We start from the raw sequence: 12,809 nt of genomic DNA on the forward strand, positions 1-12,809 counted from the left end.
GCTCACCCTCTATTATTATTATTGATAGCTGTCTGCCAATTCATCAACCAGAGAACCGACAAAAGAAACGGCTTTCCGGATCGAATCCGGCTTGCTCATATCAACTCCAGCGTCCCTGATAAGCTCCAGCGGCTTTTTCGTTCCTCCGGCTTTCAGTACATCGATCCACTGTTCAACGGCAGGCTGTCCTTCTTCCTTGATCCTTTGTGCAACAGCAGTTGATACAGTCAATCCCGCAGAGTAAGTATAAGGGTACAGACCCATGTAGTAATGAGGCTGCCTCATCCATGTCAGGCTTGCCCCTTCATCGATTTCAACTGAACTGCCCCAGAAATCTTCAAGCACCTGTTTCTTTTCCCTGGATAATAAAGCAGCCGTCAGGGGAACCCCTTGCTCCGCCAAAGAGTAGACTCTTCTCTGGTATCTGCCTTCCAGGAGATGTGTAACAAAGTTATGATAATAGGTTCCAAGCAGCTGAAGGATGACCCAGCGCTTCATCCGCGGATCTTCTGTGCCTTCCAGAAGATGCTGGCCCAGCAGAAGCTCATTGATCGTCGATGGCGCTTCTACAAAGTAAGTAGAGGGACGGGTATTCATGATCCGCTGATTTTTATTTGCCAGGTAGAAATGGCCGGCATGGCCTAATTCATGTGCCAGTACGAATGCCCCGCGCATTGTATCTGTCCATGTGATCAGGATATAAGGGTGAGAACCATATGGGCTTGAGCAGAACGCACCTGTCGATTTGCCGATATTGTCAGCAAGGTCGACCCATCTGTCTTCAAGGCCTTTTTTCATAATTTCTGTATACTCTGGACCCATCACCTGAAGGGCTTCCAGGATGACTTCACTTGCAGACTCATAGGTGGTGGCCGGGTTGAATTCAGGGTCAAGCGGTGCCTTTAGGTCAGCAAATGTCATCTTATCAAGGCCAAGTACCGTCTTTTTCAGTTCTGCATATTTGCGCATGATAGGGGCCAATTCTTCCCCGATGATATCAAGCTGATTATGGTACATTTCCTCTGTAACCTGCTGAGGCTCCAGCAGCATTTCTGTTGCAGATCCATACTTTCTTGCCCGGGACAGAACCACCTGTCTTTTAACTTCCGCCGAATAGGCGGCAGCAAACGTGTTCTTGTACTGCTTCAGTGTACCAGTGAAAGATTCATAAGCTGCTCTTCTTGTATGTGTATCAGGCGAAAATTCATAACGGTCTTCAAATAGAGCAAAAGAGTTTGGCAGCACATTGCCTTCCTTGTCCTCAAATGAAGCAAACTGCATATCTGCCAGCTTGCTGTTCTGATAAACCTGATATGGAGACGCATGAACCTCGCCAAGTGAGGCAAGGACTTCCTCAGTCTCTGGGCTGAGCTTATGTTTTTTTGTTTCAAGAAGCTCTTCAAGACTCTTTCTGAATGCTTCCAGCTCCGGCTGTTCTTTTATGTATTTCTCAAGCATCCCGTCTTCAAAAGCCAGGATTTCCGATTCAATGAAGGAAAGGGCGGAATTTACTTTTGCCCGGAGCGAAGCTGCCAGGGAAGCGTTGGACTGATTGTCAGGATCAGATCCATCTTCCGATTGGCGGAGGGAAGCATAGGTTCCGGCCTGGACCATCCGTATTGAATAAGCTTCCTGTGCCAGCAGGCATTCCTTCAGGACGGCAGAGTCGCCGGCAAGTCTGCCTTTATATGAATCAAACTGGGACAGGTCCGCTTCCAGGCTTTTAAGCTCACTCTTCCAGCTTTCTTCAGACGAAAACAAATCATTCAAATCCCATGTAACAGCCTCTGAGACCTCTGAGCGTGCGAGTCTTTTAACAAGTGTTTTTTCAGTCATTTATAAAGACCTCCTTTAGGTAAATCGGGAAAATGCTTCGGTACCCTAAGGAAATTATACTTCATCGGAAGGCATTTTCATATCATTTATCTAAATATTTTTAATTTTTGCCACAAAAAAACGGGCTCAGCCCGTTTCTGAATGCTATTCATGTTTTTTAGCCAGGCATCTGTCGCATTCCAGCAAATAGGATTCTGCCTGCTCTTCCATATGCTCGCCGCATTCCGGACATTCCTTCATCGGAAGGTTCCTGAAAAATTCAACCGGGTTCTTAATCAATGTTATTTCCTCCTTTTATAATACAATTAATTTTATTTACTTCTGTTATAGTACAGTATACATTCAATTCTGTTATTTGTGAAGGGAATTATCAAATAATTTTAGAATTTTCCACATCCGACAAAAATTAGGAGATAATTCGAGAAGCGAAATATTGCTGTTAAATGCTTGTCATGAACGTAAAGGATTTATTATCTCTCTGTTCTTTTTCTCAGATTTTTTCATGCTATGATAGATTCCGTTAGCGAGAAATAGCTATCAGGAGGTTATCAGAATGAAAAAACAAATCTTATCTTTAGTAGCGGCAGCAGCCATGGCCGGATCTGCCGGAGCGAATGCACAAGCAGATGAAATTTCCGTAAAAAAGGGAGATACCCTTTGGTGGCTTTCCCAAAAATATGAAGTAACAGTAAATGATATTAAGCAGTGGAATGACTTATCTTCAGACATGATCAGGGCAGAAACCACTCTTTCTATTTTTCCAGAAAAAAAATACATAATTAAATCCGGGGATACGCTTTGGGCTATCAGCAGGAATTATGGCGTTTCCGTCAGTGATTTAATGCACTGGAATAATCTGTCGTCAGACTTGATCTACCCTGAACAGGTCCTTGTCATCCATCCAAAAGGAAGCATAAAGGAAAAACCGGCAGCATCAGCGCCTCAAAAGCAGGAACAGACTGAAAAACAGCAGGCCGTACAAGCTGCTGAAAAGTCTCCTGCTCCAGAAAAAACAGCCCCTGCTGAGTCTAAGCCTGCTGAAAGCGAAGCTTCTGCAAGCACCAAGCCTTCTCCTGAAGCCAGTGCACCAGCTGCACAGGAAGAGGAGGGCAAGGAAATCACCGTTACAGCAACCGCTTATACTGCCAGCTGTGAAGGCTGTTCCGGCGTAACATCTACTGGAATTGATTTAAATGCAAATCCAGATCAGAAAGTCATATCGGTAGATCCCAATGTCATTCCTTTAGGCTCCAAGGTATATGTTGAAGGATACGGCAATGCGATTGCCGGAGATACAGGGGGCAGCATCAAAGGCAATAAAATTGATGTATTTATCCCGACTAAAGAAGAAGCAATCAAGTTTGGCAGACAGACATTGACGGTCAGGATACTTGATTGATATATGTAATGTAAGAAAGAGGCCGGAGACACCATTCGGCCTCTTTCTTTTTTATACTATTGTTCTTTCATCTTCCTCTTTTTGCATTTGTTTATCTTTAATCATGAAACGCTGCACAGGCTGTGTCAGCTGATAAAAGCGGTCTTCAAGGAAACTGCTGACAGCACCAAATCGATCATGCATGCCAGAACGCAGCTCTTCGAAATGCCTGCCCAGTTTCTGAAGCAGATCTTCCTGTTTATCCAGACGTTCCATAATGGTCAGATGGGTCATTTCATGCAGATCTCCGAGAGAAGCCACTTTATTCTTCAAGTCTTCCTGTTCTTCTAAAAGGCCTTTATGCGGAAGCAGGTTATCCATCTTTCTGGAGAGTTCCAGCATCATCGCTTCCTGGATGATTTGCTGGTCATTCCATTTCTCCTGCCGGGCATTTTTCTGCTCCACACTTTCTGCAAGCTGCAGGTGATGCTCTTCCATCAGTTCCAGCCGCTGAAGGATTCTCAAGCCAGCTTCTTCCTGCTTTAGCATACATTCTTTCAGCTGTTTTAAATAAACTTCTTCGAGCCCGGCCAGGTCCTCAGAATGCTGGTCTGCTGCAGCGAGCATATCGGCCTTAAAAGATTCGATTGACCGTGTGACAGCCTCTCTGAATAGACTGTTTTTGTAGATCACCTGATTCCCGAGGGCAGATTCTTTCAAATTCTCAGTAAATATGATGGGCGAAATTCCTGAATTAGCATGGTTGCTGATAGGGCACAGCTCCTTTCTGATTTTAGGTTATCCTATGTAATGAATGCAGAAAAGCTGCAAATAATAGGCAGGTGACCCATTCAGGGAAGAACAGATCGGGAGGCGGATATGGAAATATTTTCGTTTGATGAAGGCAGTCAGGCTGACATTGCAGGAACCATCATGATTTCGCCTGAAGAAAGATCTTTTTGGCTGGCATTTTGCACCTTTAACATTCATTGGAGGGGGGAAGTGATTCAAACCAGGGATGATATTCTAATAGGTGAGAGGGAGCAGCTGAAAAGGGAGTACAGCATTTTTCATGATCTTTATCAGCAGCTTTTGATGCAGCTGCCGTGGAAAGATGCAGCTGGTCTGAAAATGAATCTGAAGCTTGACGAAGGGCTGTTATACTTGATCTTTACGGAAATGGATACTTTCAGGGAATACTGCTGGGAAGCTGGGGACACAGAAGGGGAAGAACTTTGCAGCTCTTACAGGATACTTCTAAAGTCTCTGATTGAAGAGGATTTAAGCAGCAAAAGATAAGCCCGGCCATATAAGGCCGGGCTTTTACTTTATTGAAATAATTTTTCATCGATGACCTCATGATTATCGTCCATTACGGTCACCTTGCTCGGCTTATTTTCTTTAGCCATCTTTTCAGCTTCTTCCACTGCTGCCGTACGGCTGCCGAATTGTGCTGCAGGTGCTGCATCTTCCAGCTTGACCAGCCAGAGGTTTTCGTCCTTATTTGGTACAACTGCGTATTCTTTAATCATATAAAAAACTCCTTTCGCTGTCTTATTGTTTTTTTCCCTTTCCGCACCGTGCTAAACCGGGAATATGATTTCTCTGAAAGGAGATAGTAAACATAAAAAAGGAGTGATTAACTTGCCTGAGGACAAAAAAGAACCGACTATGGCGCCGGGCATAGATGACAGTGATGAACTGAACCAGGATGCCTCCGCACAGGAAAGACAAAAAGGGGAATATACCAATGTGACTGCATTAGTTCTGGATGAAGCGGATCCAAGCTGATTACGTGTGTTTATGCTAAAGTATCAAAGGGTATTTAAATGCTACCATGAATAGAAAGGAAGATAATAATGCTGAAATTTATCATAGGTGCACTTCTCGTGCTGTGGCTGCTTGGCTTCATTTTTAAGATTGCTGGAGGGATCATCCACATTCTCCTCGTAATTGCTGCTGTTCTGCTCGTCATCAATCTTATCAAAGGAAGAAGAACCAGCTAGGTAAGGCCTCCAGGCGGAGGTCTTTTTTTGTTCAACATTGTTGTCGATTTTGGACTCGATTCGTTAAAGCTGAAATTAGCCCAAAATCAACAAGATGCACTAAAACAGTCTTTTTACTAAATATAAAATATTTACTCAATTCATAATATTTAAAAATTATATAAAAATATCTTTGTGTTTCGACTTTCGAACAAAAAAGGGTTGAAAAAAGTATGAAAACTAGTTAAATTATAAATTGTCAGTAAATAACCTATTTTTAAAAAAAAGGGTCAACAGAAAAAGGAGAGAGAAAAGAATGAAAAAATTAATGGCATTATTAATGGCTTCCCTTATGACTGCCGGCTTGGCAGCGTGTTCCGATGACACGTCTAAAGAGGCTGACACCGAAAAGGACACTTCAGCCGCTGAGACTGAAACAGCTGAAAAGGCTGACAGCAGCAAAGAACAAAAATCTGCGCTTCTCAGCTACCAATCTGAAGTCACAAAGCTGATCCGCAGTACTGAGGCATCTTTTGCAGAAGAAGGTAAAGATCCTGCAGAAGCAGCTTCTGCTTTTGAACCTGGTCTAGACGGAATTGAGATTCCTGAAGAATTGGGCGACTATTCTGCAGATATCGAAGGTGCATCTGACAGCCTCGTTCAATATTTCACAAAAAAAGGTGAGCTTCTTAAGGCCGGGTCAGAGGACCTTGCCGAAGCTGAAGCATTTAAAGAAGACTATATTGCTGACATGACAAAGGTTTTTGAGGGTGTTGATATTTCTACTCCAGCTTTCAAAGGCATGTTCCAATAAACAGGTTGATATTCTTGCAGCATCAGAAAGGCCGGTCCACTCTTGTGGCCGGCCTTTCTGTTTGTCAATTATGGAACATCATGACCCATGGAGCTTTGAAGGATATCAAACCACTGATGATTGTCCAGCTTCAGTTTCATGCTATTAACTGCTTTTTTAATTCTGTGCTGTTTGCCTGATCCAATGATCGGCATAATCCGCGCAGGATGGTTCAGGAGCCATGCATAGAGGACTTCATCAATGTCACCCGCTCCTATTTCCCCTGCGATATCTTTCAGGGCAGCCTGAAGCCTTTTAGCCCTCTCATCCTGAGCCGAAAAGATTCTCCCGCCCGCCAGAGGAGACCAGGCCATAGGCGCAATCCTTTTTTCCAGGCAATGATTAAGTGTTCCATCTTCAAAATTTTCAAGATGATAAGCTGAAAGCTCAATCTGATTTGTGACCAGCTGAAAAGGCAGATAAGATTGAAGCATATCGAATTGGTGGTTTTTAAAGTTGGAAACGCCAAAGTTTCTGACCTTTCCCGCTTTTTTCAGTTCAATGAAAGCCTGTGCGGTCTGTTCAGGATCCATGAAAGGATCAGGACGATGTATAAGCAGTGCATCCAGATAGTCTGTCCCTAAATTCTTTAAAGAATAGTTGACCGACTCTATGATATGCTCACGGCTGGTATTATAGTGGTGTGATTTATGCTGCGGCCTGTTGGGTGATTGGAGGACGATTCCGCATTTAGTGACAAGCTCCATCTTTTCCCTTAATTCAGGCTTCAGAGCAAGAGCTCTTCCAAACAGATCCTCACAGGTGTAGCCTCCATAAATATCGGCATGGTCAAAGGTTGTGATGCCCATCTCCAGGCAGTATTCTATAAGCGAAAGTGTTTCCTGGTCTGACTGTTTCCAGTCAGCAAGCCTCCAAAGACCATGGATGATCCGTGAAAAAGATAAATCCTCATTCAGTTTTATTCTTTCCATCTTATACAGCTCCTCATGACGTAAATTTAATGAATATGTATCCGAAAAGCCTTAAACGGCCTTACGGTCTTGTCCATCCAGGGAGGCTCTTGCCAAAAGGGTCTTCCTGTAGGAAAAGCTCTCTTCATCCAGAATCAGTATTCGGGATGAATAGGTGATATGCTCCAAATAATTCTTCTTAAGGCCTTCGTAAAAAAGCAAAAAGTCATTAGTATCGCTGCGGACTTCTTCATCAAAGATGCCGGAGCTGCTGCCTGCGACATTTTTATACCTTTTGCATATTCTTTTCGCTTTTTTGACAAGCTGCTGAGCTTCTTTCATTTTGTAGATCCATTGCAGACTGGAAAAAAACTCTTCCATATCCTTGGCGAACTGGCTTTTCACCTCTACATTTATCTGATCAACTGTGAGTGTTCTCCCCGGCAGTATAAATCTTTCAGCCATTATTTTTTCAGTGAGCTGGGGATTGCGCTCAAAAGCAAAAAATATCCGCAATGTGTTATAAGAATCAAACATCGGGTTATGCGTTTCACCGACGAAATCCAGCCCATACAGTGCAAGGGCGTTTTCAACAGAGGGTGTATTATTAGCCGCACGGTTTGAAAACACTTCCTGAAAATCGACATATCTGGAATTGATTTTTTCAATTGTGGACGATGGGATCCTATGTCTGTCAGCATCTGCATTCAGGCGGGACAGATCGCTTTTGGACCATGAAAAGAACCTGGTTTTCTTCACTCCATTCACCCAGTAAAGAAAAGTGGAAAATACATCCGCAAATCCGTCTGCATCCCTGAGATCTTTATCTTCAATGCCGGTCAGCCTTTTGCAGAACATACTGAGCGGCTTATGATTTTCAGGCTTTATATACTCGTCGAAAAATGAAAGCTTCTCTGTAAGCAGATCATATTTTACTGCACCAAGCCTGATTGCCTCCATATCTTCAAACAGCATCCCTTTGTTCGAGCAGAGCATCTCAAAGTCAAAAAAGACATATTGCGTAAGTTCAGCCATTTTACACCCTCCTTTCCTAACAGTTCATTATAGTTGAATTCACGGTTTTAGGAAAGGAGATATTTTTCCAAATAAACAACCGGATTCTTACTTGTGCTGTGTGTTAAGCGCCGCTGTTGATTCAGGGCTCACTTAGCCATACATACAGCACACATGAACGGCATATGGCACAACATCACAGAAATGCCGGATCAGCACATAACACTTACAGAGCCTTTAATGAACCTCCCGCTGCAAAGAAACGCTTTTAAGACGAATGTTCTTTGCAGAAACGGGTATTAACATTGTAACAAAACAAATTGCAGAGGAGTGGAGCCGGTGAAAAAGATATACACCCTGGCAGCCGCTGCAGCCTTAGTGCTTTCAGGCTGCGGCGCCGAGGATGACAAAGAAACCGTTTCAGATGAGCAGAATACGACAGAAGGATATAACGACCAGACAAATACGGAAGGAGAGGAGAAAAAGTTAAGCGCAGGAGAGCTGGATGACCGCATTACAGAAGGAATGGATTATGGGACATATTCAGCAGAGGTTCAGTCATGGGCTGAAAAAGGACAGCTGGAATTTAAAGAATCGGTGAAGCTGGATGGCGGCGAGGAAGGGACGCTGGCTGACATCCATCAGCTTGCAGACGGATTCCTTGCAGTATCACATGATGGGCAGCAGGTAACGGACGTACTTGTTTTCACTACCATCGAAGAAGCAAAGGAAACATTGAAGGGTGAAACAACCCCCGGCACATCTTCATGATATATGAAGCAAAAATAACTTAATTAATGAAAGGACGGATCATTATGATCACTGTCAATGCAGAGCTTCGCTTTGAAGGAAAAATAGATAGCGATGATATGAGGACAAAGCTGGAAGGATACTTGCAGGGGACTGAGTTCGAGATTCTTTCTATTGATGAGATAGATCACAGCCAGACCCCTTTGGCCGATGAAAACAACAAAGAATATAAACATCATAAACTTCCTTCCCAGCCTGAAGGCGTTGACCCGGATGTTAATACTTCCGGGGCAGGCGGAATGGTTTCTCCGGATACAGATGACTACCAAAAATGAATGAAAGATCAACACAGGGCGCCGAAAGCCCTGTTTTTTTCTTATGAAAAGAAATCTGGATGTTATCTTATATTCTATTATTCAAGAGAGTTCCATATGATGGTATAAAAACCTATTTGAGGTGCTGAAATGGGAATTCATGTTGTAACATACGGTGACACCATATGGCAGATTGCCAATGAATATTCTGTTTCCCCAGCCGACATCTTACTTCTTAATGGATTGAAGGACGCCAATGAAATAGTGCCCGGGCTGGCGCTGTATATTCCTCTGGGCACTCTGCCTGTCAGATCTCATATAATAAGGGAGGGAGACACCGTTTATCGGTTATCCCTTTTTTATCAGACGCAAATTGATTCTATTCTTAAAGCAAATCCCGGCTTAAATCCATATAATCTTCAGCAAGGACAGAACATATTCATCCCCTCACCACTTAAATACGGCATTCAGACGCTTGGTTTTATATTGCCTTATAATACTGAGGCTCTTTTCCCCATACTTGAAGGAATTTCACCCCTCCTTACCTATCTTGCCATCACTGCCTATTCATTCCGGGCAGACGGAACTGCCTATAGGCTTCTTGATGACACATCTGTTATCAAGAAAAGCAAAGACCTGGGCATCCTCCCGCTGCTCATGATCCGCAACTACCAGAATGGCGACTTTGATCCGGAACTGGCCGGAAGCGTGCTGGGAAATAGAAGATATACAGCCAATCTGGTCAGCAGTATTGCCAGCCTGGCTAAAGAGAAGGGATACAGCGGTGTCAGCATTGATTTCGAATTCATACCTCCGCCGCAAAGGAACAGCTTTTCCCGATTTCTTGCTGAGCTGAAGCTTGCCCTTGGAAATCTGGTTCTTCATGTCAATGTCCATGCTAAAACAGAGGATATCCCTGCAAACAGGATCATTGGCGCCTATGATTATGAGGCAATCAGTGCTGCAGCAGACATTGTTGCCGTCATGACAATCGATTACGGTTATCCCGGCGGCCCGCCTGAGCCTGTTTCACCGCTGCCATGGATGGAGGATGTCGTCAAGTACGCCATTACCCAGATTCCTCCGCGTAAGCTGCAGATTGCCCTGCCTCTATACGGGTATGACAAATCCGGACCGGACAACAAAACTGTCTCTCTGTCAGTTCTCCAGGCACAGAACCGTGCAATAGAACAAGGCGCTAATATCCAGTATGACAGCAATAGGGCAGCACCATTCTTTACTTTTTACGAAGATGGACAGCTCCACATTGTCTGGTTTGATGATATCCGCAGCTATATGCAGAAGTACCTGCTTATGGACCGGTATCAGCTCCTTGGGACCACCTTCTGGCAAATCAGCCTCCGTGCCCCGCAAAGCTGGCTCGCTCTTAATGATAATTATCATGTTGTGCGCCAGGAATAAGGCCGTCTTTTTTTGCTGAAAATAATTCCATTCATAATAATTGGGTCCAAAAGTGCAAAATAAGACCGTTACATTATTATGAAAAGGGGTTAACAGAATGAGCAAAATGAAATTCAGCTTTTTGCCGGCGGTTTTTGCAGTGATGCTGGTTTCTGCCTGCGCTTCTAATAATGCTGCAGATGACAGGCAAGGCGGCCTCAACACACTGAATGCCGGTAATGGCAGACAGGGCCAGACCAACTTTTTAAATGACCGCAGCAGCGAGCAGTCAAAAGGAATGATGGAAAGCCTTCAGGAAATCAACAATGGCTTTATTACGATTGATCCGAATGCTTACAGCACAGGCATGCCAAGCAAAGAATTCCCGCATGGCGAAATGCAGGAAAATGGCATGTTCCGTTTTTATACGGGTGAAGAAAGAGGGCAGGAAGGCCAGCAGGCAGCTCCTGGCCAGAATCAGGCAGATCAGGGAACAGGCATGGAGCCCGGCACACAGTACGGGGCTGGTCAGGGTACAGCGCCTGGCGGACAAGGTGGAGCCGGACAGCCTGAGCAAGGGCAGAATGGTGCCAAGGAACAAGCACAGCAAAAAACAGGAGACACTGACCAAAGCATCAGTGATATGGAATCCAAAGTCATTGAGCTGACAAATGCAGAAAGAACGAAGAACGGCCTTGCTGCACTGAAGGCAGATAACTCTCTAAGCGGAGTAGCCAAGGAAAAATCGGATGATATGCAGGCGAAAAATTATTTCTCCCACACCAGTCCGACTTACGGCTCTCCATTTGATATGATGAGGGACTTTGGAGTAGAGTACTCAACTGCAGGCGAAAACATTGCCATGGGCCAAAGATCCGCAGAAGAAGTCGTCGATGCCTGGATGAAAAGTGAAGGGCACCGCAAGAACATCCTCAGCAGCAATTTTACCCATATAGGAGTCGGGCATACTGGCGAAGGTAATTACTGGACTCAAATGTTCATTGGAAAATAGAAGGAGAAAAGAAGTGCTTTTCATGGGCAATTCTTTTTATTTGCCTGAAAATTTCGCATTGCGAAATTTTCAGATACCGGATAAAATAGACAAAAAATGCACTGGAGTAAAGGAATGAACAGAAAAGTAATATTATATGTAAAATCTTTTTCAGACTTTGGCACCTTTATGGATACAATCGTCCTCAACGTCCTCATTTATGCTGCTACAGGGAGCACAGGATGGATGGCTGCCGCTATGGCATTCAGGACGGCCGGCGGTGTGTTTTCAAGCATTTTTTCAGGCATACTGGCAGACCGGTTCGACAGAAGAAAGATCATGATCATCAGCGACCTGGCCAGGGGCATTCTGATTTTGTCCCTGATCCCTTTTCCATCACCCTATATGATCTTATTCGTATCCTTTGCTATTGGGTTCTCCAACAGCAGCTTTATGGTCAGCTTTAATCCGGAAATCCCCCAGATCTTTGGCGAAAATAAGGTGCTTGAGACAAATGCTCTTATTTCCAGACTCACTTCCGCCAGCCTGGTCGCCGGATTTTTGGCCGCCGGCATCCTGACAGATATTATAGGCTACCATATAACACTGATTATCGATTCAGCTACCTACTTCCTGTCTGCCGCTGTATTGATGCTGCTAAAATGGGAATCGGCACCTGGCAGGAAAGCTGGTGTTCAATCGCCCCTTCAAGGGAGGCTGTCATCAATTTTCTCTGATATAAAAGAGGTCCATGCCTATTTAAAGCTGGCTCCGATGCTTATGCTCGTCAACCTTGTCTTCCTCGCAGGATCTTTTGCCGGAAGCTCCCATAACCTTGGTATTCCGATTTTGGCAGAGGCCATTAATCCTGACAGACAAAGCTTTTATTATGGGCTGATTTGGAGTACATGGGGAATCGGGTCAATCCTGTCTGCTTTCCTCCTGCCGAGGCTCCGATGGGCAAGGGGCATCAGAATCTATCTTGCGTGCTTCATTTCTGCCATCCTGATGTCATCAGGTTTTATCATCTTTTTATCAAGCAGCTATATCCCTGCAATATTGCTGGTTGCTTTTCTTACCGGTATTTTTGACGCAGCTTTTACAACCCTGCATGCAACCATTCTCCAAAAATCCGCTAACCATATAAGGGGGAGGATATTCGGGGTAGGCATGCTTTTGAAGTCACTCGGTTTCGCATGCGGATTTATTCTGGCTCCTGCTGTCTTAGACAGTACCAGCCTGCCGGCGCTTGCTGCATTCTTTCATGGCACCCTGATCGTCATTACGCTATTGATCATGGTACGTACATACCTATTTGCCAGGACAAAAAATCAGCACGAAGCGGGGAGTGCCTAACCAGATTGGATTTTTGGCTA

General features: G+C 44.4%; 15 protein-coding genes and 1 pseudogene. 10 read left to right on the plus strand and 6 right to left on the minus strand.

Features of this window, described 5'->3' with window-relative positions; genetic code table 11:
• Positions 1-18 precede the first annotated feature (18 nt).
• Both pepF and yhfH read right to left on the minus strand, forming a co-directional pair.
• Positions 19-1,836, minus strand: a complete 1,818-nt coding sequence (gene pepF / locus FZD51_RS13200; RefSeq protein WP_148975196.1) for an oligoendopeptidase F — start codon at positions 1,834-1,836, stop codon at positions 19-21.
• A gap of 144 nt (positions 1,837-1,980) precedes the next feature.
• Positions 1,981-2,115, minus strand: a complete 135-nt coding sequence (gene yhfH / locus FZD51_RS13205) for a protein YhfH (protein ID WP_148975197.1) — start codon at positions 2,113-2,115, stop codon at positions 1,981-1,983.
• A 274-nt stretch (positions 2,116-2,389) separates the two neighbouring features.
• Here yhfH and FZD51_RS13210 point away from each other — a divergent pair, with 274 nt between their 5' ends.
• Positions 2,390-3,235, plus strand: a complete 846-nt coding sequence (locus tag FZD51_RS13210) for a 3D domain-containing protein (protein WP_148975198.1) — start codon at positions 2,390-2,392, stop codon at positions 3,233-3,235.
• A gap of 51 nt (positions 3,236-3,286) precedes the next feature.
• On the opposite strand, the gene FZD51_RS13215 is transcribed toward FZD51_RS13210, so the two are convergent.
• Positions 3,287-3,934, minus strand: a complete 648-nt coding sequence (locus tag FZD51_RS13215; protein ID WP_148975199.1) for a hypothetical protein — start codon at positions 3,932-3,934, stop codon at positions 3,287-3,289.
• A 159-nt stretch (positions 3,935-4,093) separates the two neighbouring features.
• On the opposite strand from FZD51_RS13215, the gene FZD51_RS13220 reads away from it, so the two are divergent.
• On the plus strand, positions 4,094-4,513 hold the full coding sequence (locus tag FZD51_RS13220) for a hypothetical protein (protein ID WP_148975200.1): 420 nt from the start codon (positions 4,094-4,096) through the stop codon (positions 4,511-4,513).
• Positions 4,514-4,542: 29 nt separating this feature from the next.
• On the opposite strand, the gene FZD51_RS13225 is transcribed toward FZD51_RS13220, so the two are convergent.
• Entirely contained in the window at positions 4,543-4,746 is a 204-nt protein-coding gene (locus FZD51_RS13225) for a DUF2188 domain-containing protein (protein WP_022543855.1), read from the minus strand.
• Between the two features lie 112 nt (positions 4,747-4,858).
• Here FZD51_RS13225 and FZD51_RS26205 point away from each other — a divergent pair, with 112 nt between their 5' ends.
• The 3 genes from FZD51_RS26205 (at position 4,859) to FZD51_RS13235 (ending at position 6,013) form a co-directional block, all read left to right on the plus strand.
• Positions 4,859-5,005 (plus strand): hypothetical protein, encoded by a 147-nt coding sequence (locus tag FZD51_RS26205; protein ID WP_022543854.1) that lies wholly within the window; start codon positions 4,859-4,861, stop codon positions 5,003-5,005.
• A 68-nt stretch (positions 5,006-5,073) separates the two neighbouring features.
• Positions 5,074-5,220, plus strand: a complete 147-nt coding sequence (locus FZD51_RS13230) for a lmo0937 family membrane protein (protein WP_022543853.1) — start codon at positions 5,074-5,076, stop codon at positions 5,218-5,220.
• 295 nt (positions 5,221-5,515) lie between these two features.
• The gene (locus tag FZD51_RS13235) at positions 5,516-6,013 is read left to right on the plus strand and encodes a hypothetical protein (protein ID WP_148975201.1); all 498 of its coding nucleotides are present in this window, start codon (positions 5,516-5,518) and stop codon (positions 6,011-6,013) included.
• A gap of 68 nt (positions 6,014-6,081) precedes the next feature.
• Here FZD51_RS13235 and FZD51_RS13240 read toward each other — a convergent pair whose 3' ends face one another.
• Positions 6,082-6,984 (minus strand): aldo/keto reductase, encoded by a 903-nt coding sequence (locus tag FZD51_RS13240; RefSeq protein WP_148975202.1) that lies wholly within the window; start codon positions 6,982-6,984, stop codon positions 6,082-6,084.
• 51 nt (positions 6,985-7,035) lie between these two features.
• Positions 7,036-7,998 (minus strand): 3'-5' exonuclease, encoded by a 963-nt coding sequence (locus tag FZD51_RS13245; RefSeq protein ID WP_148975203.1) that lies wholly within the window; start codon positions 7,996-7,998, stop codon positions 7,036-7,038.
• A gap of 318 nt (positions 7,999-8,316) precedes the next feature.
• Between FZD51_RS13245 and FZD51_RS13250 the strand changes: the two genes are divergently transcribed.
• The 5 genes and pseudogenes from FZD51_RS13250 to FZD51_RS13270 all read left to right on the plus strand — a co-directional run bounded on the left by FZD51_RS13250 (position 8,317) and on the right by FZD51_RS13270 (position 12,789).
• Entirely contained in the window at positions 8,317-8,748 is a 432-nt protein-coding gene (locus FZD51_RS13250; RefSeq protein ID WP_262380911.1) for a hypothetical protein, read from the plus strand.
• A gap of 44 nt (positions 8,749-8,792) precedes the next feature.
• Positions 8,793-9,062, plus strand: coding sequence for a hypothetical protein (locus FZD51_RS13255; protein WP_148975205.1), 270 nt, complete (start codon positions 8,793-8,795; stop codon positions 9,060-9,062).
• A 129-nt stretch (positions 9,063-9,191) separates the two neighbouring features.
• Entirely contained in the window at positions 9,192-10,463 is a 1,272-nt protein-coding gene (locus FZD51_RS13260) for a glycosyl hydrolase family 18 protein (RefSeq protein WP_148975206.1), read from the plus strand.
• Between the two features lie 625 nt (positions 10,464-11,088).
• A pseudogene (locus tag FZD51_RS26875) lies at positions 11,089-11,454 on the plus strand (CAP domain-containing protein); the annotation flags it as partial.
• Positions 11,455-11,568: 114 nt separating this feature from the next.
• Positions 11,569-12,789 carry an MFS transporter gene (locus FZD51_RS13270; RefSeq protein WP_148975207.1) on the plus strand — a complete coding sequence of 407 codons (1,221 nt, stop codon included), beginning with the start codon at positions 11,569-11,571 and terminating at the stop codon, positions 12,787-12,789.
• Positions 12,790-12,809: the final 20 nt, after the last annotated feature.

It is taken from the genome of Bacillus infantis, from assembly GCF_008180445.1.
Lineage (GTDB): Bacteria > Bacillota > Bacilli > Bacillales > Cytobacillaceae > Bacillus_AB > Bacillus_AB infantis_B.

Coding starts and splice junctions, on each gene's coding strand:
- FZD51_RS13255 (WP_148975205.1), top strand. CDS start 8,793: ATGATCACTGTCAATGCAGAGCTTCGCTTTGAAGGAAAAATAGATAGC.
- FZD51_RS13220 (WP_148975200.1), top strand. CDS start 4,094: ATGGAAATATTTTCGTTTGATGAAGGCAGTCAGGCTGACATTGCAGGA.
- pepF (WP_148975196.1), bottom strand. CDS start 1,836: ATGACTGAAAAAACACTTGTTAAAAGACTCGCACGCTCAGAGGTCTCA.
- FZD51_RS13235 (WP_148975201.1), top strand. CDS start 5,516: ATGAAAAAATTAATGGCATTATTAATGGCTTCCCTTATGACTGCCGGC.
- FZD51_RS13260 (WP_148975206.1), top strand. CDS start 9,192: ATGGGAATTCATGTTGTAACATACGGTGACACCATATGGCAGATTGCC.
- FZD51_RS13210 (WP_148975198.1), top strand. CDS start 2,390: ATGAAAAAACAAATCTTATCTTTAGTAGCGGCAGCAGCCATGGCCGGA.
- FZD51_RS13225 (WP_022543855.1), bottom strand. CDS start 4,746: ATGATTAAAGAATACGCAGTTGTACCAAATAAGGACGAAAACCTCTGG.
- FZD51_RS13230 (WP_022543853.1), top strand. CDS start 5,074: ATGCTGAAATTTATCATAGGTGCACTTCTCGTGCTGTGGCTGCTTGGC.
- FZD51_RS13270 (WP_148975207.1), top strand. CDS start 11,569: ATGAACAGAAAAGTAATATTATATGTAAAATCTTTTTCAGACTTTGGC.
- FZD51_RS13245 (WP_148975203.1), bottom strand. CDS start 7,998: ATGGCTGAACTTACGCAATATGTCTTTTTTGACTTTGAGATGCTCTGC.
- FZD51_RS13240 (WP_148975202.1), bottom strand. CDS start 6,984: ATGGAAAGAATAAAACTGAATGAGGATTTATCTTTTTCACGGATCATC.